Origin of the sequence: Actinokineospora diospyrosa, assembly GCF_024171925.1 — a bacterium.
GTDB classification, from domain to species: domain Bacteria; phylum Actinomycetota; class Actinomycetes; order Mycobacteriales; family Pseudonocardiaceae; genus Actinokineospora; species Actinokineospora diospyrosa.
This window is the reverse complement of the sequence record NZ_JAMTCO010000003.1, coordinates 378,103-402,564: the sequence shown is the minus strand read 5'-3', so window position 1 is coordinate 402,564 and position 24,462 is coordinate 378,103. Positions and strand designations below refer to the sequence as shown.

The 24,462-nt window shown below is 70.0% G+C and carries 28 protein-coding genes; 14 read left to right on the top strand and 14 right to left on the bottom strand.

The genetic code is table 11. The features are described 5' to 3' along the window. Nucleotides 1-3: 3 nt before the first annotated feature. The gene (locus LV75_RS06425) at nt 4-1,713 is read left to right on the top strand and encodes a carbamoyltransferase family protein (protein WP_253885749.1); all 1,710 of its coding nucleotides are present in this window, start codon (nt 4-6) and stop codon (nt 1,711-1,713) included. On the opposite strand, the gene LV75_RS06420 is transcribed toward LV75_RS06425, so the two are convergent. Together LV75_RS06420 and LV75_RS06415 are read right to left on the bottom strand one after the other, a co-directional pair. Further along, on the bottom strand, nt 1,710-2,453 hold the full coding sequence (locus LV75_RS06420; RefSeq protein ID WP_308210873.1) for an SDR family oxidoreductase: 744 nt from the start codon (nt 2,451-2,453) through the stop codon (nt 1,710-1,712). The two genes, LV75_RS06425 and LV75_RS06420, sit on opposite strands and share 4 nt — an antisense overlap. 57 nt (nt 2,454-2,510) lie before the next feature. Then, nucleotides 2,511-2,831, bottom strand: a complete 321-nt coding sequence (locus tag LV75_RS06415) for a hypothetical protein (RefSeq protein ID WP_253885748.1) — start codon at nt 2,829-2,831, stop codon at nt 2,511-2,513. Between the two features lie 225 nt (nt 2,832-3,056). Here LV75_RS06415 and LV75_RS06410 point away from each other — a divergent pair, with 225 nt between their 5' ends. The 3 genes from LV75_RS06410 to LV75_RS06400 all read left to right on the top strand — a co-directional run bounded on the left by LV75_RS06410 (nt 3,057) and on the right by LV75_RS06400 (nt 5,721). Beyond that, nucleotides 3,057-3,995 carry an ABC transporter ATP-binding protein gene (locus tag LV75_RS06410; RefSeq protein WP_253885746.1) on the top strand — a complete coding sequence of 313 codons (939 nt, stop codon included), beginning with the start codon at nt 3,057-3,059 and terminating at the stop codon, nt 3,993-3,995. Nucleotides 3,996-4,056: 61 nt separating this feature from the next. After that, the gene (locus LV75_RS06405) at nt 4,057-4,881 is read left to right on the top strand and encodes an ABC transporter permease (protein ID WP_253885744.1); all 825 of its coding nucleotides are present in this window, start codon (nt 4,057-4,059) and stop codon (nt 4,879-4,881) included. Next, nucleotides 4,882-5,721: an ABC transporter permease gene (locus LV75_RS06400; protein WP_253885742.1), complete on the top strand. Its 840-nt coding sequence runs from the start codon at nt 4,882-4,884 to the stop codon at nt 5,719-5,721. It abuts the gene before it with no gap. Nucleotides 5,722-5,778: 57 nt separating this feature from the next. On the opposite strand, the gene LV75_RS06395 is transcribed toward LV75_RS06400, so the two are convergent. Next, nucleotides 5,779-6,150, bottom strand: coding sequence for a hypothetical protein (locus tag LV75_RS06395; RefSeq protein ID WP_253885740.1), 372 nt, complete (start codon nt 6,148-6,150; stop codon nt 5,779-5,781). Between the two features lie 57 nt (nt 6,151-6,207). Between LV75_RS06395 and LV75_RS34770 the strand changes: the two genes are divergently transcribed. The 5 genes from LV75_RS34770 to LV75_RS06370 all read left to right on the top strand — a co-directional run bounded on the left by LV75_RS34770 (nt 6,208) and on the right by LV75_RS06370 (nt 9,996). Beyond that, nucleotides 6,208-7,338, top strand: a complete 1,131-nt coding sequence (locus tag LV75_RS34770) for a sensor histidine kinase (RefSeq protein WP_301318747.1) — start codon at nt 6,208-6,210, stop codon at nt 7,336-7,338. Next, the gene (locus tag LV75_RS06385; protein ID WP_253885738.1) at nt 7,335-7,547 is read left to right on the top strand and encodes a hypothetical protein; all 213 of its coding nucleotides are present in this window, start codon (nt 7,335-7,337) and stop codon (nt 7,545-7,547) included. The genes LV75_RS34770 and LV75_RS06385 overlap by 4 nt, the downstream gene beginning before the upstream one ends. Then, a complete protein-coding gene (locus tag LV75_RS06380; protein WP_253885736.1) occupies nt 7,544-8,635 on the top strand; it encodes a hypothetical protein in 1,092 nt (363 codons plus the stop codon). The genes LV75_RS06385 and LV75_RS06380 overlap by 4 nt, the downstream gene beginning before the upstream one ends. An 84-nt stretch (nt 8,636-8,719) precedes the next feature. Next, entirely contained in the window at nt 8,720-9,388 is a 669-nt protein-coding gene (locus tag LV75_RS06375; RefSeq protein ID WP_253885733.1) for a response regulator transcription factor, read from the top strand. Nucleotides 9,389-9,399: 11 nt separating this feature from the next. Continuing rightward, nucleotides 9,400-9,996, top strand: coding sequence for a hypothetical protein (locus tag LV75_RS06370; protein ID WP_253885732.1), 597 nt, complete (start codon nt 9,400-9,402; stop codon nt 9,994-9,996). Here the strand turns inward: LV75_RS06370 and LV75_RS06365 are convergent. Next, nucleotides 9,969-10,520, bottom strand: a complete 552-nt coding sequence (locus LV75_RS06365) for an EF-hand domain-containing protein (protein ID WP_253885984.1) — start codon at nt 10,518-10,520, stop codon at nt 9,969-9,971. The genes LV75_RS06370 and LV75_RS06365 overlap by 28 nt on opposite strands. A gap of 187 nt (nt 10,521-10,707) precedes the next feature. On the opposite strand from LV75_RS06365, the gene modA reads away from it, so the two are divergent. From modA to LV75_RS06350, 3 genes are read left to right on the top strand one after another with little or no spacing between them, the layout of a single operon-like run. After that, nucleotides 10,708-11,433, top strand: coding sequence for a molybdate ABC transporter substrate-binding protein (modA, locus tag LV75_RS06360; RefSeq protein WP_253885730.1), 726 nt, complete (start codon nt 10,708-10,710; stop codon nt 11,431-11,433). A gap of 11 nt (nt 11,434-11,444) precedes the next feature. Then, nucleotides 11,445-12,227 (top strand): molybdate ABC transporter permease subunit, encoded by a 783-nt coding sequence (gene modB, locus LV75_RS06355; protein WP_253885728.1) that lies wholly within the window; start codon nt 11,445-11,447, stop codon nt 12,225-12,227. Further along, complete coding sequence (locus tag LV75_RS06350) at nt 12,224-13,252, top strand: ABC transporter ATP-binding protein (RefSeq protein WP_253885726.1); 1,029 nt, start codon at nt 12,224-12,226, stop codon at nt 13,250-13,252. Before modB ends, LV75_RS06350 begins: the two co-directional genes overlap by 4 nt. Here the strand turns inward: LV75_RS06350 and LV75_RS06345 are convergent. The 7 genes from LV75_RS06345 to LV75_RS06315 all read right to left on the bottom strand — a co-directional run bounded on the left by LV75_RS06345 (nt 13,229) and on the right by LV75_RS06315 (nt 19,805). Next, nucleotides 13,229-14,659, bottom strand: a complete 1,431-nt coding sequence (locus LV75_RS06345; protein ID WP_253885724.1) for a sensor histidine kinase — start codon at nt 14,657-14,659, stop codon at nt 13,229-13,231. The two genes, LV75_RS06350 and LV75_RS06345, sit on opposite strands and share 24 nt — an antisense overlap. Further along, nucleotides 14,656-15,339, bottom strand: a complete 684-nt coding sequence (locus LV75_RS06340) for a response regulator transcription factor (RefSeq protein ID WP_253885722.1) — start codon at nt 15,337-15,339, stop codon at nt 14,656-14,658. Before LV75_RS06340 ends, LV75_RS06345 begins: the two co-directional genes overlap by 4 nt. After that, nucleotides 15,336-15,881 carry a hypothetical protein gene (locus LV75_RS06335; RefSeq protein ID WP_253885720.1) on the bottom strand — a complete coding sequence of 182 codons (546 nt, stop codon included), beginning with the start codon at nt 15,879-15,881 and terminating at the stop codon, nt 15,336-15,338. Before LV75_RS06335 ends, LV75_RS06340 begins: the two co-directional genes overlap by 4 nt. A 10-nt stretch (nt 15,882-15,891) precedes the next feature. Beyond that, nucleotides 15,892-17,091, bottom strand: coding sequence for an ABC transporter permease (locus LV75_RS06330; protein ID WP_253885719.1), 1,200 nt, complete (start codon nt 17,089-17,091; stop codon nt 15,892-15,894). Beyond that, nucleotides 17,088-17,774 (bottom strand): ABC transporter ATP-binding protein, encoded by a 687-nt coding sequence (locus LV75_RS06325; protein ID WP_253885717.1) that lies wholly within the window; start codon nt 17,772-17,774, stop codon nt 17,088-17,090. Before LV75_RS06325 ends, LV75_RS06330 begins: the two co-directional genes overlap by 4 nt. After that, nucleotides 17,771-18,922, bottom strand: a complete 1,152-nt coding sequence (locus LV75_RS06320) for an efflux RND transporter periplasmic adaptor subunit (protein ID WP_253885715.1) — start codon at nt 18,920-18,922, stop codon at nt 17,771-17,773. Before LV75_RS06320 ends, LV75_RS06325 begins: the two co-directional genes overlap by 4 nt. Nucleotides 18,923-18,989: 67 nt before the next feature. After that, nucleotides 18,990-19,805, bottom strand: coding sequence for a helix-turn-helix domain-containing protein (locus LV75_RS06315; protein WP_253885713.1), 816 nt, complete (start codon nt 19,803-19,805; stop codon nt 18,990-18,992). 165 nt (nt 19,806-19,970) lie between these two features. On the opposite strand from LV75_RS06315, the gene LV75_RS06310 reads away from it, so the two are divergent. After that, on the top strand, nt 19,971-20,321 hold the full coding sequence (locus LV75_RS06310; RefSeq protein ID WP_253885711.1) for a hypothetical protein: 351 nt from the start codon (nt 19,971-19,973) through the stop codon (nt 20,319-20,321). 311 nt (nt 20,322-20,632) lie between these two features. Here LV75_RS06310 and LV75_RS06305 read toward each other — a convergent pair whose 3' ends face one another. Continuing rightward, on the bottom strand, nt 20,633-21,346 hold the full coding sequence (locus LV75_RS06305) for an SRPBCC family protein (protein WP_253885710.1): 714 nt from the start codon (nt 21,344-21,346) through the stop codon (nt 20,633-20,635). Between the two features lie 49 nt (nt 21,347-21,395). After that, nucleotides 21,396-21,989, bottom strand: coding sequence for an ArsR/SmtB family transcription factor (locus tag LV75_RS06300; protein ID WP_253885709.1), 594 nt, complete (start codon nt 21,987-21,989; stop codon nt 21,396-21,398). 112 nt (nt 21,990-22,101) lie between these two features. Between LV75_RS06300 and LV75_RS06295 the strand changes: the two genes are divergently transcribed. Continuing rightward, entirely contained in the window at nt 22,102-23,139 is a 1,038-nt protein-coding gene (locus LV75_RS06295) for a TRM11 family SAM-dependent methyltransferase (protein ID WP_253885707.1), read from the top strand. Between the two features lie 30 nt (nt 23,140-23,169). Here the strand turns inward: LV75_RS06295 and LV75_RS06290 are convergent, their stop codons facing one another. Beyond that, complete coding sequence (locus tag LV75_RS06290; RefSeq protein ID WP_253885706.1) at nt 23,170-24,459, bottom strand: aminotransferase class V-fold PLP-dependent enzyme; 1,290 nt, start codon at nt 24,457-24,459, stop codon at nt 23,170-23,172. Nucleotides 24,460-24,462 lie beyond the last annotated feature (3 nt).

The window sequence follows — 24,462 nt, the reverse complement described above, 5'->3', positions numbered from 1 at the left end:
GCCATGTACATCCTCGGGGTCAACTCCGTCTACCACGAGTCGTCGGCCTGCCTGGTCCGCGACGGGGTCGTGCTCGCGGCGGCGGAGGAGGAGCGCTTCAACCGGGTCAAGCACGGCAAGGAGGCGCGCGCGGACAACCCGGACGAGCTGCCGCGCAACGCCATCGACTTCTGCCTGGCCACCGCGGGCATCACCCTCGCCGAGGTGGACCACGTCACGGTCGCGGCCGACCCGGACATCATCGCCGAGGTCCTGCGGCTGGGGCTGCCGTCGCCGTGGAACAACCGGGAGAAGCAGGAGGAGTTCCTGGGCAAGCTGCCCGACATCCCGCTGCGGTTCAGCGAACTCGGCTTCACCGGGTCGTTCCACTGGGTGGCCCACCACACCGCGCACGCCGCGTCGGCCTACTTCGCCTCGCCCTTCGACGACGCCGCGGTCCTGGTGGTCGACGCCCTCGGTGACGACGCGTTCTCCACCCGCTTCTACCGCGCGAGCGGCACCACCCTCGACCACGTCCACAGCGTGCGCTACCCGGCGTCCATCGGCTACCTGTGGGAACTGGTGTCCGTCTACTTGGGATTCGGCGTGTACGACGCGGCCAAGGTCATGGGCCTGGCCGCATACGGCGACCCGACCCGCTTCGCCGCGGCCTTCGACCGCCTGGCCTGGACCACCCCCGACGGCGGCTTCGACATGGCGCACGACCTGCTGCGCTTCGCCGACATCCTCTACTACCCGCCGTCGGCCGACACGTCCGGTCTGGTCGAGCTCGTCGGTGTCGAACCCCGGCCCCGCGGCGCCGCCCTGGACCAGGTCCACCAGGACATCGCGGCCGCCCTGCAGGAGAAGACGAACGAGTTGGTGCTGCACATGACCAACCACCTGCACGCGCTCACCGGCTCGTCGCGCCTGTGCCTGGCGGGCGGTGTCGCGCTGAACTGCGTGGCGAACCAGATCGCGTTCGAGCGGTCACCGTTCGCCGAGCTGTACGTGCAGCCCGCGGCCCACGACGGCGGGTTGTCGGTGGGGGCGGCGCTGCACGTGTGGAACCACGTGCTCGGGCAGCCGCGGTCCCCGGAGCTGCCGCACGCCTACTGGGGGCCGTCGTTCTCCGACGCGGAGATCGCCGAGGAGCTCGCCCAGCACCCGGGGCTCGTCGTGTCCCAACCGGCCGACTTCGAAGCCGAGGTGGCGCGGTTGCTGGCCGCGGGCCAGGTGATCGGGCTGTTCCAGGGTGCGATGGAGTTGGGGCCGCGCGCGCTGGGCAACCGCAGCATCATCGGCGACCCGCGGGAGCGGGCGATGCGGGAGACGTTGAACCACAAGGTGAAGCACCGGGAGTACTTCCGGCCGCTGGCGCCCAGTGTGCTCGCGGAGGCGGTGGACGAGTGGTTCGAGGTCGGCAAACCCAGCAGCGCGGGCGACTACATGTTGATGGCCTACCCAGCCCGACCGGAGAAGTACGCCCAGATGGGCGCGGTCCTGCACGTGGACAACACCTGCCGGATCCAGGCCGTGCACGAGTCGACGAACCCGCGGTTCCACCGGATCATCGCCGAGTTCGCGGCGCTGACCGGGGTGCCCATGGTGCTGAACACCTCGTTCAACGACCAGGAACCGATCATCTGCACACCGGGCGACGCGCTGAACACGTTCCTGAAGACCGAGATCGACTTCCTGGCGATCGGGCCGTTCCTGGTGCGCAAGCACTAGTGGCGGCGGAACCCGCCCTCGGAGTTGATCACCTGGCCGGTGACCCACTCGGCGTCAGGCCCCACCAGCCAGGTGATGAGCTTGGCCGGGTCCTCCGGTCGCCCCCACCGCCCGGCCGGGAACCGGGGCAGCAGACCCGCCCGCTGCTCCTGGCTCGGCCAGCCGGTGTCGACCGGACCGGGGTTGACCGCGTTCACGGTGATCCCCCGGTCCGCGAGGTGGTCGGCGAGGGTGGGCGTGATCCCGGACAGGGCCGCCTTGCTGGTGGCGTAGGCGATCTCGTTCGGCATCGGGCCCAGGCCCTGCCCCGAGGTCATCAGCACGACCCGGCCCCCGGCCCGGCCGTCGTGCTGGGCGGCGAAGGCCTGCACGAGCAGCAGGGTGGACCGGGTGTTGACCGCCCAGTGCGTGTCGAGGGTGGCCGCGTCCAGACTGCCCAGCGGGCCGTCGTCGCCGTTGTGGGCGTGGTTGCAAACAAGGATGTCGACGTGGGCGGGCGCGGCGGCCAAGAGCTGTTCCGGGGCGCCGGGCGCGGTGAGGTCGAGGCCGAGGTGGGCGGCGGACAGCTCGGCCGCGAGCGCCGCCGGGCCGTCCGGGTCGGGGCTCCACGACCGGTCCGCCGCGGCGTGGTGGTGCAGGAACAGGTCCGCGCCCACCCCGGCGAGGCCGCGGGCGATCGCGTGACCGATGCCTGCCCGCCTGCTGACACCGGTGACCAGGGCGAGTTTTCCGTTCAGCACGCCGCCTGTGTACCAGCCCGGCCGCGCACCCGGCCCGACCGCGCCCGCAGCTGCCGGTCAGGGGGTGCGGGCCGCCCGCCCCCTCGGGTCGACCATCACCGGCACCACGTCGGCGTAGGGCTGGTCGTCGAGCTCGACGCGGGCCGGTGGCACGCCGACCAGGGTCAGCGCCCAGAAGTGGTCGACGTCGACGTCCTCGTTGCAGGCGTTGCAGGAGACGCGGACCACGCCCTCCTGCTCGCTCGCCTGCGCGCGGTAGCCGACCCGCGCCAAGGAGTGCGTGCCGACCTTGCAGGTGGCGGGCAGGATGGCCACCCGCTCACCGATGTTGCTCACGCGGTAACGGACTGCCATGTCTGGGGGGCGGTTGTCGTACATGGCCGACACCCTAACCCGGTTCTCGAACAAATGTTCGTCCACGGTGGACCACATCACCCGCACGGGTGGCTTGTCTGTCCACAAGGGACGGACACAGTGGATCACGGCGGGCAGTCGGATCGTACAGCGTCCGAACGGCGGTGGGGGAGTAACCGACCCTCGCCCGGGCGAGTCGGTCGCTGGTAGTGTCGGGACGGTCACCGCAAACCGAAGAGGATGGTGTTCGTGCGATCGCAGGTCCGGTCACCGATCATCTCCGGGAGCGGCCTGGTGAAGCGCTTCGCCGGGTTCGAGGCGGTCCGCGGCATCGACTTCCAGGTGCGCCCCGGCGAGGCTTTCGGCTTCCTTGGGCCGAATGGCGCAGGTAAGTCGTCCACCATGCGCATGGTGTCCTGCATGTCCCCGCGCAGCGGTGGCGACCTGCGGGTGCTCGGCATGGACCCGGACACGCACGGGCCCGCGATCCGCGCCCGCATCGGCGTGGTCCCCCAGCAGGACAACCTCGACAGCGAACTGACCGTCCGGCAGAACTTGCACGTCTACGGCCGCTACTTCGGCCTGACCCGCAAGCAGGTGCGGGCGAAGGCGGTCGAGCTCATCGACTTCGCCCGGCTCACCGACCGCGCCGACGACGACGTCGAGCCGCTCTCCGGCGGTATGAAGCGGCGGCTGACCATCGCCCGCGCGCTGGTCAACGACCCGGAGGTGCTGCTGCTCGACGAGCCGACCACCGGGTTGGACCCGCAGGCGCGGCACCTGTTGTGGGAGAAGCTGTTCGCGCTCAAGCAGAGCGGCGTCACGCTGATCATCACGACGCACTACATGGACGAGGCCGAGCAGCTCTGCGACCGGCTGGTGGTCATGGACGGCGGCAAGATCGCCGCCGAGGGGTCGCCCGCCGAGCTGATCGCGCGCCACGCGACCCGCGAGGTGCTGGAGTTGCGGTTCGCCCCCGGCGAGCAGCACGCCGCCGTCGACGCCGTGCGCGACCTGGCCGAGCGGGTCGAGGTCCTGCCCGATCGCCTGCTGCTCTACACGACCGACGGCGACGCGGCGACGACCCGGGCCCACGACCGGGGCGTGCGCCCGACCTCGACGCTGGTGCGGCGGTCCACCCTGGAGGACGTCTTCCTCCGGCTCACCGGCCGAACGCTGGTGGACTAGTGGCGCGCCCCAGGACGTCGACCCCGTCTCGACCCGCCCGCGCCCCGGGTCGGGCCACCAAGTGACCGCGACGGTCGAACGGCGGGCCGCGGCGGCCACCGGCGTGGTCGTCGGGTCGTGGCGGGCGGTGTCGCTGCGCCTGGAGGGCCAGTGGACCTGGTACCGGCGGCACTGGACGGCGAGCCTGCTCTCCTCGGGACTGCAACCGGTCCTGTTCCTCGCGGCCATGGGTCTCGGGTTCGGCTCGCAGGTGCGACCGGGCCCGCTGACCGGCGGCGCGCCGTACCTGGCCTACGTGGCGCCGACGGTCCTGGTCAGCGGTCTGATCACGATCGCGGTCGCCGAGGCCGGGTTGCCGATCCTGTCCGGTTTCAAGTGGAAGCGGGACTACTGGGCGGTCGCGTCGTCGCCGATCAGCCCGGGGCAGCTGTTCGCCGCGGAACTGGTGTGGATCACCGCGCGGCTCACCCTCGGCGCGGTGCTGTACCTGGCGGTCACCGCGCTGCTCGGCGGGTGGACGAACCCCGGGGCGCTGCTGGTGGCGCCGATCGCGGTCCTTGCTGGCGCGGCGTGCGCGACCCCGGTGATGGCGTTCGCGGCCACCACCAAGGGCGACGGGCACGTGTTCGCCGCGGTGAACCGGTTCGTGGTCATGCCGATGACGCTGTTCGCGGGCACGTTCTTCCCGGTCGACCGGCTCCCGGTACCGGTGCGGCCGCTGGCCTGGATCTCCCCGCTGTGGCACGGCAACGAGCTCGCCCGCGGTGTCGCGCTCGGCGGGGTGCGGCTGTGGCCAGCCCTGGGGCACCTCGCGGTCCTGCTCGGCGTGCTCGGCCTCGGTCTCGCCGTCGGGCGCCGCTGCTTCCGCCGCAGGCTGGTGGTCTGAATGTCTGTTGTGGACAACGAATACCCGGGCGCGGGCCGCCGGGTCGCGGTGCTGCAACGGGTGTTGCCGTCGGGCAGCTACGCCGGGCTGGCGCGGCGGTTGGTCGAGCGCTCGGCGCTGCTGTACGCGCGGGCGTGGATGGTGTTGCTGTCGGGCATCTTCGAGCCGCTGTTCTACGTGCTGGCGTTCCAGATCGGCTTCGGGTCGCTGGTGCCGGTGGTGACCGGGCCGGGCGGGGTGCAGCTGAGCTACGTCGCCTACGTCGCCCCGGCGTTGTTGGTCGCGTCGGCGATGAACGGCGCGGTGTCGGAGACGATGAGCATGTTCTACAAGCTCCGCTTCGACGGCCTCTACGACTCGGTGCTGGCCACCCCGCTCGGCACCTACGACGTCGCGCTGGGCGAGCTGTCCTGGACGGTGCTGCGCAGCGGCCTGTACGCGGTGGCGTTCTTCGCGGTGATGGCGGTGATGGGTCTGGTCACCACGCCGTGGGCGTTGCTGCTGGTGCCGGTCGCGTTGTTGGTGGCGATGGCGTTCGCCGCGGTGGGCATGGTGTGCGCGACACTGCTGCGGTCGTCGGCGCAATTCGAGTACATCCACTTGATCGTGGTGCCGATGTTCCTGTTCTCCGGCACCTTCTTCACCGTCGATCGCTACCCGCTGCCGTTGCGCCTCATCGCCGAACTGTCCCCGCTGTACCACGGGGTGGAGTTGGCCAGGGGGTTCTCGGTCGGGGTGCTGGGCCCGGCGATGCTCGGGCACGTGGCGTACCTGGTGGCGCTGACCGCGGCGGGCCTCTACGGCACGTCGCGGCGCATCGGCAAGCTCCTGCTCAACTAGTGACTCGGCTCAGGGCGCGGGCGGGTCGAGACGTGGTCGACGTTCTGGGTCGCGCCACTAGGGACGGGCGGCCTCGATGACGGCGATGGTGCGCAGCACGACCTGGCGCGGCTCGCCGCTCTCGACGGCCTCGACCAGCCCGCGCAGCACCGCGACCAGGCCGGTCACCCCGGCGACCCCGCGCAGCGCCGCTATCAGCCACCACAGGCCGCTGACCAGGCCGCCGTCGCGCGCGACAGCGGCGAAACGGCGGGCGAGCGCCGCCCCGCCCTGGCGGGCGACCGCGGTGGCGAGCCTGCTGATGATCAGCGCCTCGTACCCGGTGACCACGGCGCCCGCCCTCTCCGGTGCGATTCCACCCGGCCAGTACAGCCGGGCGGGGACCCGGGCGAACGACCCGTCTTCGGCTGTCAGCCGTTCAGCGGACACTGGCGGGGGCGAAACGGCGGCGGCGCACCCGTCGATCACACGTGCGTGGCAGCCCCCGTGACCGAGGACGCCCGGGCGGCGCTGAACCGGGTCACCGCGCTGGCGGGCGCGGCGATGCGGGGCGCGGTGGCGGTCCTCGGCGGGGTGGCCGCGGTCGCCGGGATGGCGCCGCCGCTGGCGCTGCCGGTGGTCCTGACCGCGGTCGGGGTGAGCGTGCTGTGGTCGGCGGTGTTCGCCCTGATCACCGTCCGGCGCGGTGTGCTCACCTCGGTGATGCTGGTCGACATCGCCCTGACCAGCGCGTTGTGCCTGCTGCAGCCGTGGCTGGTCGCGCCGGGGCTGCGGTTGGGCGGGGCGAGTTGGGTGGACGGGCTGACCTCGATGACCATCGTGGTCGCCAGCATCGCCTGGCGGCCGCGGCTGGCCGTCCCGGCTGGCCTGGTGGTCGCGCTGACCCACTCGCTGGGCGCCTGGCAGGACGGCGGCGCGCTGGGCACGCTGGGCATCCACCTGATCCAGATCGCCGCGACGGCCGCCCTGATGACGGTGCTGCGGCGGGCGGCCCGGGTCGCCGACGACGCGCTCGAGGAGTTGCGCGCGACCGAGCGGGCGGCCGCGGTGGTGCGCGCGCGGCGGGCCGACGAACGGGCGCACAACCGGGAACTGCACGACACGGTGCTCGCGACGCTGACGACGATCGGCACCGACGGCATCACCACGACGTCCGCGGCGTTGCGGGCGCGGGCGGCGGCGGACCTGGCGATCGTCGAGGGTGCGATCGACGCGGGCGAGCCGGACATCGATGTCGACCTGCGCCACCAGTTGCGCGCCGTGGCCGACCAGGCGCAACTCGATGTCGAGGTGGACCTGGTCCCCTGCAAGGTCCCGGTGCACGTCGCCGCCGCCTTCACCGAGGCGGCCGCCCAGGCACTGGCCAACGTCGCCCGGCACACCCGGGTGGAGCGTGCCCGGGTGTCGCTGGCGACCGACTACACCTCGGTCCTGGTCACCATCACCGACACCGGCCCCGGCTTCGACCCCACCACCGTCCCCCGCCACCGCTACGGCGTCCGAGAGGGCATCATCGGCCGAATGCGCTCCGCCAACGGCGACGCCGAGATCACCTCCGACCACTCCGGCACCACGGTCACCCTCCGCTGGCCCGCCCCACCGGAGGCAACACCGTGACGGTTGAGCCATTCGCCGAGCACAACGGCGACAACCACCGCGAACACCGCATTCGAAGAGACCCGGCCGCGCACACCGAAGGCAACACTGTGACCGCCGAACCGAACGCCGTGGTCACCGACCACCACTCCCGCGGCACAACCGCCGCGGCCGTGGTGAACGCCGTGCTCGACGAGACCCGGCCGCGCACACCGGAGAGGACGTCGTGACCGCTGAGCCGAGCGTGGTGGTCGCGGAGCGCTACGCGCGGGGCGCGACGGTGGCGGCGGTGGTGATCGCCGGGTTCTGGCACCTGGGGTACGACTCCGTTGTCACCGTGGTGAACTGGGGTGTCTACACCAGACAGTGGGCGGCGGCGGCCGGGTGGGTGTTGTACCTGCTGGTCGGGGTGGCTGGCGCGGTCTTGTTGCTGTGCGGGGGTTCCCGGCGGTGGGTGTGGCCGCTGGGGGTCGCGGCGCTGGCGGTGGACGTGCTGCTCGTGCTCGCCGCGCCCGCGCAGGTGATCCTCCCGGCGAACTGGGCGTGGGGGGCGGTCGGCTGGGTGGCGGTGATCGTGTTCTGGCGGCACCGCGCGGCGCACCTGGTGGCGTTCCTGGCCTTGGACACGGCGTTGCTGGTGGCCAGCATGGTCGCGGTCGGGGTGGGGTCGAGCCAGCACATCTCGCGGGCGATCATGGTGCTGCTCGGGGCGTTCACCCTGCAACTGGGCTACAGCGTCAGCGCGCACGGCCTGCGGACCGCGGCCGGGTGGGCCGCGCGCGACTCGGCGGCCAGGACCGAGGCCACCGCGCGCCAAGCGGCGGCCGAGGCCGTCGCCGAGGACCGGGCGCAGCGCTACCGGGAGCTGCACCGGGCCACCGCGACGTTGCTGGCTGAACTCGCCGCGGGTGCCGACCCGGCCGATCCGGCGATCCGCCGCCGAGCCGCAGCGGGCGCGGCGCGGCTGCGCAGGCTGATGGCCGAGACCGACGACGTGCCGGACCCGCTGCTGCACGAGTTGCGCGCCGGTGCCGACGTCGCCGAGCGGCGCGGGGTGCAGGTGTCGCTGTCGGTGGTCGGCACGGTGCCGCGGCTGCCGGTCGACCTGCGCCGGGCGTTGACCGAGGCGCCGATCGTGGGGTTGAGCGCGGCGCGGTCGGTGGCGCGGGTGACCGTGGTGGCCAGCCAGGACGAGGTGGCGGTCGCGGTCGTCGCGGACGCGCCGCCGGTGCGGTTGACCCAGCCGCGCGGGGTGGAACTGACCCACGACCGCGACGGCGACCAGTTGTGGCTGGAGACGAGGTGGACCGATGCCTGATCCACAACGCACCCCCGCACGCACCCCCTTGCGTAGGCTGGGATCCGGCTCGGACCGGTTCGACCTTGAGCGGGAGGTGGGCCGATGACCGGGCGACCGGTGACCGTGGGCATCATCGAGGACCACCCGGTGGTCGTGGACGGGGTGACCACGTGGATCAACGCCGACCCGCTCCAGCGGGCGGTGGTCGTCGGCAGCGGCGCGGACGTCGACGAGGTGCTCGCCGGGCCAGCGGGCGCGGCCGACGTGCTGCTGCTGGACCTGCACCTGGGCGAGACCGTGGTCGTCGACCGGGTGGCGGAGCTGTGCACGGCGGGCAGGCGCGTGGTCGTCTACTCCGCGATGGACGACCCGGACACGATCCTGGCCGTCCTCGAGGCGGGCGCGTCGGCGTTCCTGTCCAAGCACGAGGCGGGCGGCCACTGCGTCGACACGATCGTCGCCGTCGCCACGGACCGGCCGTACGTGACCCCGTCGGTGGCGGGGGCGCTGCTGTCGGAGGCCCCGCACCTGTCCGCGCAGGAGCGCACCGCGTTGCTGCTGTGGTTCCAGTCCATGTCGAAGGCGTCCGTGGCCCGCCGCATGGGGCTGAGCGAAGCGACGGTCCGGCAGTACATCGACCGCGCGCGGGTCAAGTACGCCAAGCTCGGCAGGCCCGCGCCGACCAAGACCGCCCTGCTCGCCCGGGCCATCGAGGACGGCCTCATCCGGGCCGACGAGATCCGCGAGTACCGCTCCCACGCCGCCGAGTAGCGTGGCCCGGTGTGGCCCGACGCAACCGTGTGACCCCCACCGGCGACCTCATCGAGACCCCGCACCGCGGCACGCTGTTCGGCAACCGCGGCGTGCTGCACAGTCCTGAGGGGACGATCGTCCGCCGCGCCCAGGTCCGCCGCTGGATCACCTGCGAACTGACCTTCCGCGACCGCCGCCGCCCGATCATGGCGCCGGGCAAGTACACCGAGCTCTTCTTCCTCGACGAGGCCGTGGCCCTCGCGGCGGGCCACCGCCCCTGCGCCGAGTGCCGCCGCCCCGACTACCTGCGCTACCAACGGCTCTGGTCCTCCACAAAGGATGTAGAGCTCCCCCGCGCCGACGACATGGACGCGACCCTGCACACCGAACGCGCCCTGATCAACGGCCACCGCATAACTCACGCCACAACCACCCCACCCACCGGCAGCTTCATCACCCTCGACGACTCGCTCTGGCTGGTGGCACACGGTTCCCTGCACCGCTGGACCCCAGCCGGCTACACCGAGACCCGCCCGCTACAGAACACCCCCGTGGCCGTTCTGACCCCACCCAGCACCACCGCCATCCTCGCCGCCGGCTACACCCCGCGCTTGGCGTTGGACTGACGCACCGGTCCGAACAGCAGGGTGCCGGGCGCGGTCGGGTCGTCACCGGCCCAGAACTCGGTCCACAGGGCGGTGAACTCGTCGCGCGAGAGGGTTCCGTCGCCGTTGGTGTCGAGGGAGCGGAAGACGTCGCCGAGGGGCGTGGGGCGGCCGTTCCAAGCGTCGACGAGGCGTTGGTGTTCGGCGGGGGTGATGCGGCCGTCGTGGTCCTCGTCGACGGCGTCGAACATGGCGTTGGCGGTCTCGGTGACGGCGTCCAGGGCGCTGGGCAGCTGGTCGACGACGCCGAGGACGTCGTGCACGGTGACCCGGTCGGTGCCCGCGGCGGCGCGCAGGGTGTGCCACCAGCCGAGCATGATCGTGGCGAGCCGGTGGTGGTCGGGTGAGCCGACCGGGGCACCGCGGACTTCCCGCCAGCGGTCGGTGAGCGCGTCGAAGTCGGCCTCGGTCAGCGCCCCGTCGTGGTCGTGGTCCATCGCGGTGAACACCCCGGTGATCTTGTCGCGTTGGAACCCGCTGGCCATGCCGCCTCCCGCTGCTCGGTGGAGGTCCAGCGTCACCCACGGTCCCCGCCGGGGCAGCCCCCAGTTCGGTGGTGCCCAGGGGCAAACGGGCGGTTACCCGCTGCCACCGAGTCGCCCCAACGCCGCATCTGCGTGGCTAGACTGCGATTCGACCCGAATCCGCGGTTCCCCGTCTCTGGAGGTCTGGATGCGCGCCCTTCTCCTCGCGGTGCTGCTGGTCTTAACCGGCTGTTCGTCGAGCCAGGAGCCCACCCGGACGGTGACCGTGTTCGCCGCCGCCTCGCTGACCGAGGTGTTCACCGCCATCGGCAAGGACTTCGAGGCGGCCAACCCCGGCGTGCGGATCACCTTCAACTTCGCGGGCAGCTCCGCGCTCGCCCAGCAGATCAACCAGGGCGCCCCCGCCGATGTGTTCGCCTCAGCGGCCCCGGCCAACATGAAGCAGGTGACCGACGCGCTCGCCCCGGTCACCTTCACCCGCAACCAACTGGAGATCGCCGTCCCGAAGGGCAACCCCGGCAAGATCACCGGCCTCGCCGACTTCGGCGACGCCAACCGCAAGATCGCCCTGTGCGCCGAGCAGGTGCCGTGCGGGGCGGCGGCCAAGAAGGCGCTGGCGGCCGCCGGGGTCACCGGCGCGCCGGACACCTTGGAGCAGGACGTCAAGGCCGCGCTGACCAAGGTGCGGCTGGGCGAGGTCGACGCGGCGCTGGTGTACCGGACGGACGTCAAGGCCGCGGGTGCCGAGGTGGAGGGCATCGACTTCCCCGAGGCCGCGTCCGCCGTCAACGACTACCCGATCGCGGTGCTGGGCAAGGCCCCGAACGCCGCGGACGCGAAGAGGTTCGTCGACTTCGTCCTCTCTGACCGCGGTAAGACCGCGCTCACGAACGCCGGGTTCACGGCCCCGTGAACGGACGGCGGGTGAGCCGGGGGAGGCTCCCCGCCGTTCTTGTCCTGCCTGCCCTCGTCGGGCTGGCGTTCTTGGTGCTGCCGCTGGTGGGCTTGCTGCTGCGGACCCCCTGGGCGGAGTTGCCTACCCGGCTGTTCAGCACCGGGGTAGGTGAAGCGCTTCAGTTGTCGTTGCTCTGTGCGAGCTTGGCGACAGTCGTGTGCGTGGTGTTGGGCGTTCCGCTGGCCTGGGTACTAGCTCGCGGGGAACTACCGGGCCGCCGCTTGATCCGGGCACTGGTGACGGTGCCGTTGGTCCTACCGCCGGTAGTTGGCGGTGTCGCGCTCCTGTTGGTGCTAGGCAGGCGTGGGCCGGTTGGCGAACTGTTGGACAGCTGGTTCGGCGTGTCCTTGCCGTTCACCACTGCCGGGGTGGTGGTGGCCGAGGCGTTCGTGGCGATGCCGTTCCTGGTGATCTCGGTGGAGGGGGCGCTGCGGGCAGCTGACCCGCGGATAGAGGAAGCTGCGGCGACCCTAGGCGCGTCGCGTTGGCTCACTTTCCGCCGGGTGACGCTGCCTTCGGTGATGCCAGGGGTCGTCGCAGGCACAGTCTTGTGCTGGGCTCGTGCTCTAGGCGAGTTCGGCGCAACGATCACGTTCGCGGGGAACTTCCCGGGCGAGACCACAACGATGCCGCTGGCGGTCTATCTAGCGTTGGAATCCGATCCGCAAGCGGCGATCGTGTTGAGCGTAGTGCTGCTGGCGGTGTCGGTTGCGGTCTTGGCCAGCCTGCGTGATCGGTGGGTAGGCGGATGAGCCTCGACGCGCTCCTACAGATGGACCGAGCCTGCCTGGATCTGCCGCTGACAGTTGAGCCTGGCGAAGTGGTGGTCGTACTAGGCCCCAACGGTGCAGGCAAGACAACCGCCTTGCGCGCGCTGGCAGGCCTACTGCCATTGCAAGGGGGGCATATCCGGCTAGGCAACCATGTCTGGGATGCCCCGCCGAAGGAGTTCGTGCCACCGCAGCAACGCCCGGTCGGCATGGTGTTCCAGGACTACCTCTTGTTCCAGCACATGTCGGTCTTGGAGAACGTGGCTTTTGGACTGCGCGCACGCGGGATACCCCGCCATACGGCACGATCGCGTGCTTTGACGTGGCTGGAGACCGTGGGACTCGCCGATCGTGCCCGAGAGCGGCCGTCAGCCCTGTCCGGTGGACAAGCCCAGCGCGTCGCGCTCGCCCGGGCCTTGGCGACCGAGCCGGAACTGCTCCTGCTCGACGAACCCCTCGCCGCGCTGGACGCCGCCACCCGGCTCCGGGTCCGCGCCGAACTGGCCCGTCACCTGCGCGACTTCCCCGGCTGCACCGTCCTGGTCACCCACGACCCGGTGGACGCCATGGCCCTGGGTGACCGGCTGGTGGTCATCGAAGACGGCCAGGTGACCCAGACCGGGGCCCCGCGCGATGTCGCTCAGCACCCCGGCACCGACTACATCGCCCATCTGGTCGGTCTCAACCTTGTGCGCGGTAAGGCCAACGGCACCATCGTCACCCTCGACAACGGCGACACGTGGATGACCACGACTGCCGCGTCCGGTGCCATCAACGTCGCGTTCGCCCCCACAGCGATCCGCCTCAGCCATACACGCACACAAGGGCCCAACGCCTGGCAGGTCACCGTCACCGGCGTGGAGCAACACGCGCACACGACCCGCGTGCACCTGGACCGGTCCTTGTCGGCAGACCTATCACCAACCGCTCTAGCCGACCTAGACCTCGACGGGCCGTTGTGGGCGAGTGTGGATCCAGCGGACCTACGCGTCTACAAGTCTCGGTAGTGCTACCGAGAACGTCGTGCCCGCGGCCGGGGTCGACTGCACGGCGATAGAGCCGCCATGGGCGAAGACCAGGGCATCCACGATCGCCAGCCCCAGCCCAGTGCCGCCGCTTTCCTGGGTCCGTGACGGATCAGCCCGGTAGAACCGCTCAAACACGCGTTCCGCCTGCTCCGGGGTCATCCCCGGCCCTTCGTCGACGACCTCGAACACCGCGGTGAGCCTCGTCAACCGGACACGGACCTCCACAGCGCCTGCCGTGTGTCGGAGGGCGTTGCCGACGAGGTTGGCTGCCACCTGCCGCAATCGCTGGGTATCCCCCAGCACCATCGCCTCTTCGTCGCCGATGTCCAACTTCAGTGCGATAGACCTATCGGGTGCAACAACACGAGCCTCGTGCACAGCGTCAACGGCAAGGACAGCCAGATCGACGGGTGCGAGCTCCAACGGGCGTTGGCGGTCCAGGCTCGCCAGTAGCAACAGGTCGGCCACCAAGGCGCTCATCCGTTCGGCTTGTCCCTCGATGCGGGACATCACCTCACCGACATCGGAGACAGCACCTTGTCGATAGAGCTCCGCGTAGCCGCGGATAGACGTAAGAGGCGTGCGCAGCTCATGGCTGGCGTCGGCGACGAACCGGCGCATGCGTCCTTCGGAGATCCGAGCGGCCTCTTCCGACCGGGCACGCGCGTGAAAGGCCTGCTCGATCTGACCCAGCATCCCGTTCAGCGACACAGCCAGCCTGCCGACCTCGCTGCCCGGTCGCCGCACTGGCACCCGGCGCGATAGGTCACCCGCGGCGATACCCTCCGCGGTGCTCTCGACCTCCTCCAACGGGCGCAGACCACCCCGGACCAGGGCATACCCCGTGGCCGCGAGCAGCACCAACGCGCCGAGGCTGATCAGCAGGAACGTCCGCCGGAGGTCGTCGACGGCCGTGTCGACATCGGCTTGGCTGGTGGCCACGACCACCTCGTCCTCGCCGAGCGGGCGGATCAGCACCCGCCACCGCGGCGACGCGTCGCCCATCGAGTCGACGGTCAGGTAGCTGCCGGGCTCGACCGAGCCGAACGCGGGCAACGCCGGGCGGACATCGCTGTCGCGACGCGGACCGACGTCGACGACCTGCCCGTCCGGGTGGCGCAAGACCACCAACTCCAACTGCGCCCAGACCGGGCCGCGGTTGGAGCGGGTCGGGTCGACACCGATCAGCAGTTGGCGCTGGGCCTGCCCGCTGAGCCGGTCCAACCGAGCGTCGACCTGCCCGAGCAGGTAGTTCTGCATGACCTGCGCGCCGATCGCCCACGTACCGAGCAGACCCGCCGCGGCGAGCACAACGACGACCAGCACCAAGTACACGCGCAGGGGTAGCCGCCCGAAAGCCTCACCAACCCGCGCGAGGCCTCTCACGGTGCCCGCAGCACATAGCCGAACCCGCGCACGGTGTGGATAAGACGCGGATCGCCGTCGTCGACCTTGCGACGCAGGTAGGAGATGTAGGACTCGACGACGCCAGCCTCACCGTTGAAGTCGTAGTTCCACACCTGGTCGAGGATCTGTGCCTTAGACACCACGCGACCCACGTTGCGCAGCAGGTAGTGCAAGAGCTTGAACTCGGTCGGCGACAGCTCGACCGACTTGCCCGCCTTACGCACCACGTGGCTGTCCACGTCCAACTCGAGGTCACCCACGGCCAACCGCTCCGACTCCGCGTCGGACGGCCGGGTGCGGCGCAGGATCGCGGTGACCCGGGCGATGACCTCCTCCAGGCTGAACGGCTTGGTCACGTAGTCGTCGCCGCCGATGGTCAAGCCGGTGACCTTGTCCTGGTTGGCGTCGCGGGCGGTCAGGAACAGCACCGGCACCCCGTGCCCACCGGCGCGCAGCCTGCGCAGCACGTCGAAGCCGTCCCGGTCGGGCAGCATCACGTCGAGCACCAGCAGGTCCGGGCGCAGCCGCTCGGCCTGGCGCAGCGCGTCGGTGCCGGTCGCGGCGGTGGCCACGGTGAACCCCGCGAACCGCAGGCTGGTCGCCAGCAGGTCGCGGATGCCGTCGTCGTCCTCGACGACCAGCAGCGACGCCGGGCTCACCCCGCCGCCTGCCTGCGGGTCAGCGCCCGCGCGGTCACCGACCCGTCGGCGGCCTGCTGGCCCTGCACCACGACCGGGTCGCCCGCGGCGAGGTCGGCGAGCTTGCCCTGGGTGACCAGGTCGACCGTTGTGGAGTCCGATGTGGACACCTTGACGACCTTACCGTCCTGCGTCTTCACGTACACGGTGGAACCCTCGACGTGGTCGACGGTGCCCACCGTGCCACCCCGGCCCTGCCCCGGTGCGCCGCTCTGCCCGTTCTGACCGCCCTGTCCGTTCTGGCCGCCGTAACCGCCACCGGGGAAGCCCCCGCCCGGTCCGCCGTAGCCGCCCCGGCCCTGGCCGGTCGCGGGTGAGGCGGTGGCGGGTGAGGCGAGTGCCTTGTGCACGAGGGCACCGCCGCCGAAGGCGAGCGCCACGAGCACGGCGACCGCGAGCCCGATGGTGACCTTGCTGACGCCCTTGCCCGCCGCGCGCAACTCCTTGTCGATGTCACCGCCGACCGGCTGGGCCAACAGCGGGTCCTGCTCTGGTGTGGTCAAGGCCAAACCCCTATTCGTGTCGCAGTGCTTCGATGGGACGGAGGCGAGCGGCGCGGCTCGCCGGGTAGCTGCCGAAGAAGAGGCCGATCAGCGCTGACACGGCGAAGGCGAGCAAGACCGACGAAGGCACGATCACCGGCGTGATGCCCGCAATCGTGAACCGGGCGCCGATGAAGCCGACCGCCACGCCGAGCGCGCCACCGAAGAGGCTGAGCATGGTTGCCTCCAGCAGGAACTGCCCCAAGATGGCGCCGCGCCGCGCACCGACCGCCTTGCGGATGCCGATCTCGCGGATTCGCTCGGTGACGGTGACCAGCATGATGTTCGTGACGCCGATGCCGCCGACGAGCAGCGAGATCGCCGCGACCGACGCCAGCAGCACGGTGAACGTGTCGGTGGTGGCGGTGCGCGCGGTCAGCAACTGCTCTTGGCTGAGGATGCGGTAGTCGGCCTGCTGCCCGAACCCGACCTTGTGCCGCCCGTCGAGGATCGTGGTCACCTGGGCTTGAGCGTCGCTGATGGTGTCAGCGCTCGTGGCCTGCACGACGATCTGGGACAAGCTGCCATAGCCGGTAAGAGCGTTCTGCACGGTGCTTAGTGGCGCCACGGCAGTGTCATCAGCGTCTTGTAGCCCGCTAGAGCCCTTGGTTGCCAACACGCCCACCACGGTGAACGGGATGTTGTTGACGAGGATGGATTCCCCGACAGGGCTACCGGTGGGGAACAGCTGAGTGGCGACTGTGGCACCGATGACCACGACCTTGCGTCCCTGGGCAAGGTCATCAGCACTGAACAGCGCGCCTTGGGCGACAGAGCTGTTAGTGGTACCGAAGTAGGCCGGGTCGGTGCCGAGGAACTGGGAGATGCTGTAGCTGACCGAACCGTGGGCGGCCGTCGCCGAGGTGGAGGTGACCGGGGACGCCGACTTCACCGCGGGCGCCTCGACCGGGTCGGCGAGGGCCTTGGCGTCGGCGGTGGTCAGCGGCTTGGTCGAGGAGCCCGCCTGCGCGCGCTGCGGGGAGACGGTCAGCACGTTGGTGCCCAGCCCGGCGATGCTCTGCTGCACCGACTGGGAGGCGCCGTTGCCGACCGCGATGAGCAGGATGACCGAGGCGACGCCGATCATGATGCCCAGCGTGGTCAGCGCCGACCGGAGCTTGTTCGCCGTGACTCCGCGCACGGCGAACGCCAGGACCTCGGTGAACCTCACGCGCGCACCCCCTGGGCGATGCGACCGTCGACCACCCGGACCACCCGGTCCGCGTGCGCGGCCACGTCGTCCTCGTGGGTGATCAGCACGACGGTGCGGCCCCCGGCGTTGAGCTGGTCGAGGATGCCCATGACGTCCTGGCTGCTGCGGGTGTCGAGGTTGCCGGTCGGCTCGTCGGCGAGCACGATCGCGGGCGCGGTGACCAGGGCGCGGGCGATCGCGACCCGCTGCTGCTGGCCGCCGGAGAGCTCGTTGGGCCGGTGGTGGGCGCGGTCGGCCAACCCGACCAGCCGCAGCGCCGCCAGCGCCCTGGCCCGCCGCGCCGCCCGCCGGACCCCGGCGTAGACCAGCGGCAGTTCGACGTTGGCCAGCGCGGAGGTGCGCGGGATCAGGTTGAACGACTGGAAGACGAACCCGATCTTGCGGTTGCGCATGAGCCCGAGCTGGGCCTCCCCGAACTCGGCGGTGTCGATGCCGTCGATCAGGTAGTTGCCCGAGGTCGGCACGTCGAGGCAGCCGAGGATGTTGAGCAAGGTGGACTTACCGGAGCCGGACGCCCCCATGATGGCTAGGTACTCGCCACGGGCGACGGTGAGATCGAGGCCTCTTAGCGCGTGTACGGCGGTGTCGCCGGTGCCATAAGTCTTGCGCAGGTCGCGGACCTCGATGACGGGCGCGGTCACCGGCCCGGCCCGGTTCCACCGGTACCGCCGGGCCTCGCGCCGCCACCCGTACCACCTGTGCCGCCGAAGCCACCGCCCGCGCCACCAAGGCCACCCGCGTTGCGGTTGTTGTTGTTCTGCGTGCTGGTGGCCACCTGCGGCAGGAGTACCTGCTCGTTCTCGGTCAGGCCGGAGAGGACCTGGACGTAGGTGTCGCCCTTGACGCCCAACTCCACTGTCCGGCGTGTCTCTTGGCCGTTCTCTACGACAGTGACCGAGCTGGCGTTGCCCACCGTCTGCACCGCGGCCGAGGGGACCGCCAGCGCGTTCGCGGCGTTCGCGACGGTGATGGTCACACTCGCGGATTGCCCGGGCTTGAGGTTCGCGGGCGGGCTGGTCAGGGAGAGCGTGGTGCCGTACTGGACGACGTTGCTGGCGGTCGTCGGGAGAAGGTCGACCGCGGTTACCGCTGCCTGAATGGGTTCGTTGGGCAGCGCGTTGACGGTAACGGTCGCAGTCTGGCCTACCTTGAGCTTGCTAACGTCGCTCTCCGCCACGTCCGCGTGGAGCGTGAGGTTCTTCAAGTCGGTGATGACGAAGTCGCCCGAGGCCGTTGTCGAGGTTGAGCTCGAACTAGAGCCACCCGCCCCCGCCTTAGCCCCGACGGACACGCCGACCGAGGTGATCGTGCCGTCGCCCGGCGCCGCCAACGTCATCGCGGCAAGGGATGCCTTGGCCTGATCCCTGGCCAGCACCGCCTGGGTGACCTGGTTGTCGAGCTGGTCGGTGTCCTTGCCCGCGTCGGCCGCGGTGTCCCGGTTGGTCACCGCCTGGCTGAGGTTGTTCTGCGCGATCGTCAGCTGCAGCTTGGCCTGGGAGGTGTCCAGGGTGCCGAGGGTCTGCCCCTTCGACACGACGTCGCCGACCTTGACGTTCACCGTGGCGACGGTCCCCGCCGTGCCGAAGGAAGCCGTCCCGGTGTAGCCGCTCTGCACGGCCCCGGAAGCGGTCACCGTCTCGGTGACGTCCCGCGCGGTGACCGCCGCCGTCCGGGTCGTCGCCGCGGCCGCCGGTTCGGTGCCACTGTCGAAGAACAAGAAGTACCCGCCGAGCCCTACCCCGACCAGGACCACAGCCAAGAGCCCGTTGACGAGCCACCCGCGTCTCATGAGCAGTTATCTTCGGCACGGACGCTGTGGCCAACCTACGAGAAAGCCGGCAGTTCTCTGTGAGTCGCTAAGGCGCCTCGCTGAGGCGGCGGGCCATGCCATCGATGATGCGGATGCTGTCCGCCGGGGTGAATGAGACATCCCGGATGAACTTGGTGGCCTCTTGGTAGATGTCGACGTCCTCGGCGCGGTGGAGCCAGAGGGTGGATGTCTTGGTCGCGACGAAGGTCACCGGGCCTACGCGCTTGGAGTCGATGATGGTGAACGGGCCATCCAGGCCGGGGTGCCATCCGAGCCCAGTTGGGGTTACCCGCAGCTCTATGTGTGGACGTCGAGCCATGGCGACGAGGTGGTCCAGTTGCTGCACGGCAGCGTCAACTCCGCCGATGTTCTGGTGTAGCGCGGAGATGCCGATCAACGCGGTGAACCGGGTAGGCCTAACTCCGGTGATGACCTCTTGGCGGCGCAGCGTGTTCTCCACCTCCTCGACAGAGCGGGTGGACCTGAGGACCGCCGGGATCTGCAACAGCTCCGGCAAGACCAATGGCGAAACTTGCACAATGCCGTTGGCATCGTGCTCGTGCTCCACATAGGCGGCTTCCTGCTGGCGCCGCTCGACATCACTGGTCGCGAACCACTGTGGATCGTCCAGCCGGTACGCGAGGGTCATCAGTTCGTCGTGGCGCGCGCCGTCGACGCCGTAGGTGGCGAACATGCGGGAAACCAGCTCTGGCTTGGGAATCCGGTGCCCGCTCTCGTAGCGCGAGAGCGTCGGCGCGTCCCGGTTGAGCGACAGCGCCACCTCGCGCAGGGACAGCTCGCACTGCTCCCTGGTCCGACGCAGCACGTTCCCCAACGCGACGGCCTTGGGCGTCCTGGCCATGCTTACCCCTTTTTGTTGACAGGCCGGAGACAACCAACGGTGACCGACCGGGCGAATGAATCGCCGGATGCTCGTATCGCAAACGCGTCGCCGAACCCGGCTGGGCGGCACGAGACTCTGAGCGAATCGGTTTCTGATTGTAGATCACAGGACACGGAGTTGGTGATGACCGGTACCCAGGACCCCATCACGCAAGACGAGGCACTGCGGCGCTTCCCGGAACTGAGCGCGCTGGTGGCACTGCGCGAACGGCAGTGGCGATTCCACCTGCTGACCGAGAACGACGAGCTGGTCGGCGTCGCCGCGACGCACACCGAGGAGCGGTTCACCGACGCGGTGTTCGTCTTCGACCGGCACCACGTGCTGGCCAACCGGCTCGTCGCCGAGGGGGTGGTGTGGATGAAGGACGGGACGGACCTGGTCGAGGTGGTCAGCGACCTGCTCGACCTGCCGGTGCCGGGTGAACCGGGGGCGCCGACCCTGGTCATCCGGTCGAGCTCGCTGTGGATCCCATGAGCGGGGGCGACGTCTGGCAGTTGGTCCTAGGACTCATCGTGCCGGTGCTGCTCGTCTACGCGGCGCTGGTGTGGTGGAGCTGTTCCCGCGATCGGTGGAAGTAGCACTTTGTAAGCTGCCAATTCCCAGGCCATCCGCCGGTCTCCGGTCCGGTTTCGCCGATGTGGGCGGACAGGAAAACGCCCCGGGTTTCCGTCCCGGGGCGTTTCTCCACGAATAGGTCCTAGGCCTCCGCACAACCTCAGCCAGGTAGCCCTACCGTTTGCTCTTATCGCTACCTGATCCAGTGAGGGCTATACGGAGAGGGCAGCTCAGGCGAACACGCCATTCAGCCAGTTCTGCCACGCCTCGGTGGTCTTGTCGGCGTCGACATCCTCGGGGGCCACGAACAGGTGGTGCGCCAACGAAACCGGCGCGCCCCACGGCTCACGGCAGTAGAAGCGGTAGAGAGCGTCGCCGGAGCGGAGGCCGATGAACTGGCCCTCCAGGTAGTCGATCTCAACGTCGACCGGGTCCAGGCCGGGCACATCCACCTGGATCCGGTCGCCGACCGCGGTAACGCCAAGAGCCCGGCGCAGCACGTCCACAGAGCCCTGTGCAGTTGACGCTGCCGGGCCGTCCGCAGCGACGTAGGTGGCGGCCTGCCCGGGGAAGAACTTGACGTATTGCCCGAGGGAGTGGAGGTAGAAGTCGGTGTGCTTACCCGCGCCGTCGTACTGGGTGTCCCAGTCGTCGGCGAAGATGCCGCTGTGGACGTACCGCAGGACGGTAGTGCCACCGTCGCGCGCCTCGATGATGTGCTCCAAGGCGTTGAACCAGCCGTCCGGCCCTTCGGTCCGGACGGAGACCTCGTGCGGCGGGTCCCAGGCCGTGACGCGGCTACCGGACGCGTCGACGGATCCGTCCGAGTCGGGCAACGGCATCGGGAACAGCCAGGAGCCGTTGTTCTCGGTGATGGCGTTGAAGACCTGCTCGGGGGTGGCCTCGACAACGACCTCGCGGCGGATCTCGAACTGCTTCGACATAACTGGTTCCTTCGGGTCCTGGGTTCTTAGAGTGCTGAGGTGCTGGTGTTCAGCGGTCTTGCTGGGGCTTGAGACTGGGGTGCAGCGCCACGATGAACCGGTGCTTGCGGCCCTCTGGCGCGTTCTCCGCGTGGTACTTGCGCACGAGGCCAGCAACCGCGTCCTGCAACTCGCCCGCGAAGGCGGCGCGGTCGGCCGCCGTCGCGAAGGTGATCTCGGAGTCGCTCGCGTAGGTCGCCAACCGCTGCTTAGCGGCCATCGCGCCTGCGATGAGCTGCCCCAGTTCCCGCACCAAGCGGGCGGCCAAGGCGAGCAGCCACCGCGCGGAGAGCTGATCCGGCGACTTCGACGGGTCGGGGGCCACAGCGGACAGCGCGGCGGGCGAAATCACGTAAGAAGCCGCGGTAGCGCGAAGAACGCGCTCGGTGCAGTTCCCCTTGCGCCGCTCCTCCACCAGTTCGACCAGCCCGTGCTTCTCGAGCGCGCGGAGGTGGTAGTTGACCTTCTGCCGGGGCAGCCCGACCACCGCGGCCAGCGAACTGGCCGAGCCGGGCTCGGCGAGCGCGGCCAGCAGGGCTGACCGCACCGGGTCCAGCGTGACCTCGGCGGCCGCCGGGTCCTCGATCACCGCCACATCGAACATGGGCCCAGCCTCTCACCGACAACTTTTGTTGTCAAGGACGACCGGAGTTGTCGGCGACCGGAGCCCGTACCCTGCCCCTGACCTGCCCATCTCTCGCCACGATCGGGAGCCAATGCCCAGCTACGCACTGCTCGTGCGGCCCGCGTTGAACCGCGTCTACGCCGACTCGTCGGTCGACCTGATGGCCGCCGAACTGGCGGTGTTCGGCGAGCGGGTGCTGGGTGGCCGGATCGGCGGGATCGAGCCGGTGCGCATCGGCGGGGTGCCCTACCTCGGCTTCGACGCCGAGGACCTCGAGGAGCGCGACGTGCGCTACCTGGCGAACCTGTCGTCGGCGTACGCCCTGTTCGAGCGGCGGGATGACCTCCTCGCCCCAGTAGAGCTAACCGCGCTCGACAAGTTCGACGACGACCTGATCACCATCCAGAAGTACTCGGGCAAGACAAACGAGCACTTCACCAAGCTGATGCTGAACCTCGCGGTAGCGTCATCGGACTTCGCAGGCGAGATGCTGGACCGGAGGCTTCGCGTACTCGACCCGATGTGCGGTCGGGGGACGACGCTCAACCAAGCGCTGATGTACGGGTACAACACCGCCGGGATCGATCTGGACATGAAGGACTTCGACGCGTACTCGACGTTCTTGCAGACCTGGCTCAAGCGCAAGCGGCTCAAGCACAGCGCCGAGGTCACCCGCGTACGCCGCGAAGGCAAGGTCATCGCACGCCGGTTGACCGCAACGGTCGGGATCGACAAGGACAGCTACAAGGCAGGCGACGCCCTCAGCCTCGACTACGTCAACGCGGACACCACCGAGGCGACGAAGTTCCACCGAGCGGCCACTTTCGACGTGATCGTGGCCGACGCCCCTTACGGCGTCCAACACGGTAGCCGTGCCGGTGGCGGCCTCCACCGCGGTCCTTTGGAGCTGGTCCGGGCAGCACTACCGGGCTGGGTTTCCTTGCTGCGCACAGGCGGAACGGTGGCGCTGTCGTGGAACACCAATGTGGTTCCGCGCGAGGCACTGGTTGACGCTCTGGCATCCGCCGGTCTGAAGCCACTCGACGAGGGGGCCTACCTCGGCTTCTCCCACCGGGTCGACCAGGCCATCGTCCGCGATGTGGTGATCGCGTACAAGGGAATCCTCTAGGCGCGCGAGGAACTCAGGAGCGCAGCGAACTCAGAAGGCCAGCGAACTCAGAAGGGCGTCGACGTCCTCGTCAGACGTCACGATGCTCGGTCCGACCCGCACGTGCCTCTCGTTGTAGGGCGTGACCGAGGCCGACACGCCTTTCGCGGCGAGAGCGGCCACTACGGCCTGCGGTTGCAGGCCCTCGACGTCGAAGCAGATGATCCCCGCGGACAACTCGGGCGCGGCAGGGGTAACGACCCGGATCGAGGGGAGCTTCCGGATCTCGTCCTGGACCCGCTGCACTTGTTCGCGCGTCCGCGCTTGGACCCGGTCACGCCCGATGGCCAGGTGGAAGCGGAACGCCTCCGCCAACGCCCAGCGGTACTCGAACGTGTGATAACCCCCAGGGGTGAACACCTCGGCCGTGGTCGGCCCGGCCGGGGTGTCGTTGAGCCACTGGTCGAAGGCGGGACCGCTGAAGGACGGCAGCACCGGGGCGGTCGCCGCCCAGGCGCCCTCGCGACCCCAGACGATCCCGGTTCCCCGAGGTCCGAACAGCCATTTGTGCGTTCCGGAGATCAAGAAGTCGCAGCCGAGGTCGGCCGGGGTGGCTGCCTCCACACCCAGCGCGTGCACCGCGTCGACGCACAGGAGGGCGTGTTGCTCGGGTGGCAACACCGCGTTGTGCTCGGCGATCGCGTCAGCGATGGCCCGCACCGGCAGCTTCACCCCGGTCACGGAGTGCACCCACGTGATGGCAACGATTCTGGTCGTGGGCGTCAGGCCTGCCTTGAGCCTGCTGACGATCTCTTCGGCGGATGCTGCCGCAGCCGTGTCATAGAGGCGCACTCGACGTACTTCCGCGCCGCGAAGCCGGAGTGCGTGGTGGGTAGAGAAGAAGTCGTGTTCAGTCGTAAGGACCGATTGCCCCGGCAAGAGGCGAATCCCCGCGTAGAGCAGGCCGAGTCCCATGGTTGTGCTGTCGGTGAGCGCCACATCCTCGGCGCGACCACCCAGGTACTCAGCAGCGGCGGCACGAACCGCCTCCTCCGCTGTCCCGGCTTCCTTGTTCAGGTACGCGTGAGTGTCGTGGTCTAGCCCAGCGCGGTGCCGGTTGATGGCATCGGTCACCGGCCGCGGTGACGCTGCCAGGACATAAGCGGAGAACTGGCGAACCTCGCGGGTCAACGGGAACTGCTCGCGCACCGACGCCCAGTCAGCCGGGTCGAACGGGCGCGGCAGCGCGGCGGTCCCGGCGTCGGCGGTGCAGGCGACCGCACCCGCGGCGACGGCGATGCCGGACCCCGCGGCGAGGAACCGGCGGCGGCTCAGGTCCATGGG

Bases quoted from the DNA above. Each gene is read 5' to 3' on its own strand.
- LV75_RS06425 (WP_253885749.1), top strand. From the start codon at position 4: ATGTACATCCTCGGGGTCAACTCCGTCTACCACGAGTCGTCGGCCTGC.
- LV75_RS06415 (WP_253885748.1), bottom strand. From the start codon at position 2,831: ATGTACGACAACCGCCCCCCAGACATGGCAGTCCGTTACCGCGTGAGC.
- LV75_RS06400 (WP_253885742.1), top strand. From the start codon at position 4,882: ATGTCTGTTGTGGACAACGAATACCCGGGCGCGGGCCGCCGGGTCGCG.
- LV75_RS06375 (WP_253885733.1), top strand. From the start codon at position 8,720: ATGACCGGGCGACCGGTGACCGTGGGCATCATCGAGGACCACCCGGTG.
- LV75_RS06365 (WP_253885984.1), bottom strand. From the start codon at position 10,520: ATGGCCAGCGGGTTCCAACGCGACAAGATCACCGGGGTGTTCACCGCG.
- modA (WP_253885730.1), top strand. From the start codon at position 10,708: ATGCGCGCCCTTCTCCTCGCGGTGCTGCTGGTCTTAACCGGCTGTTCG.
- LV75_RS06350 (WP_253885726.1), top strand. From the start codon at position 12,224: ATGAGCCTCGACGCGCTCCTACAGATGGACCGAGCCTGCCTGGATCTG.
- LV75_RS06320 (WP_253885715.1), bottom strand. From the start codon at position 18,922: ATGAGACGCGGGTGGCTCGTCAACGGGCTCTTGGCTGTGGTCCTGGTC.
- LV75_RS06315 (WP_253885713.1), bottom strand. From the start codon at position 19,805: ATGGCCAGGACGCCCAAGGCCGTCGCGTTGGGGAACGTGCTGCGTCGG.
- LV75_RS06310 (WP_253885711.1), top strand. From the start codon at position 19,971: ATGACCGGTACCCAGGACCCCATCACGCAAGACGAGGCACTGCGGCGC.
- LV75_RS06305 (WP_253885710.1), bottom strand. From the start codon at position 21,346: ATGTCGAAGCAGTTCGAGATCCGCCGCGAGGTCGTTGTCGAGGCCACC.
- LV75_RS06300 (WP_253885709.1), bottom strand. From the start codon at position 21,989: ATGTTCGATGTGGCGGTGATCGAGGACCCGGCGGCCGCCGAGGTCACG.
- LV75_RS06295 (WP_253885707.1), top strand. From the start codon at position 22,102: ATGCCCAGCTACGCACTGCTCGTGCGGCCCGCGTTGAACCGCGTCTAC.
- LV75_RS06290 (WP_253885706.1), bottom strand. From the start codon at position 24,459: ATGGACCTGAGCCGCCGCCGGTTCCTCGCCGCGGGGTCCGGCATCGCC.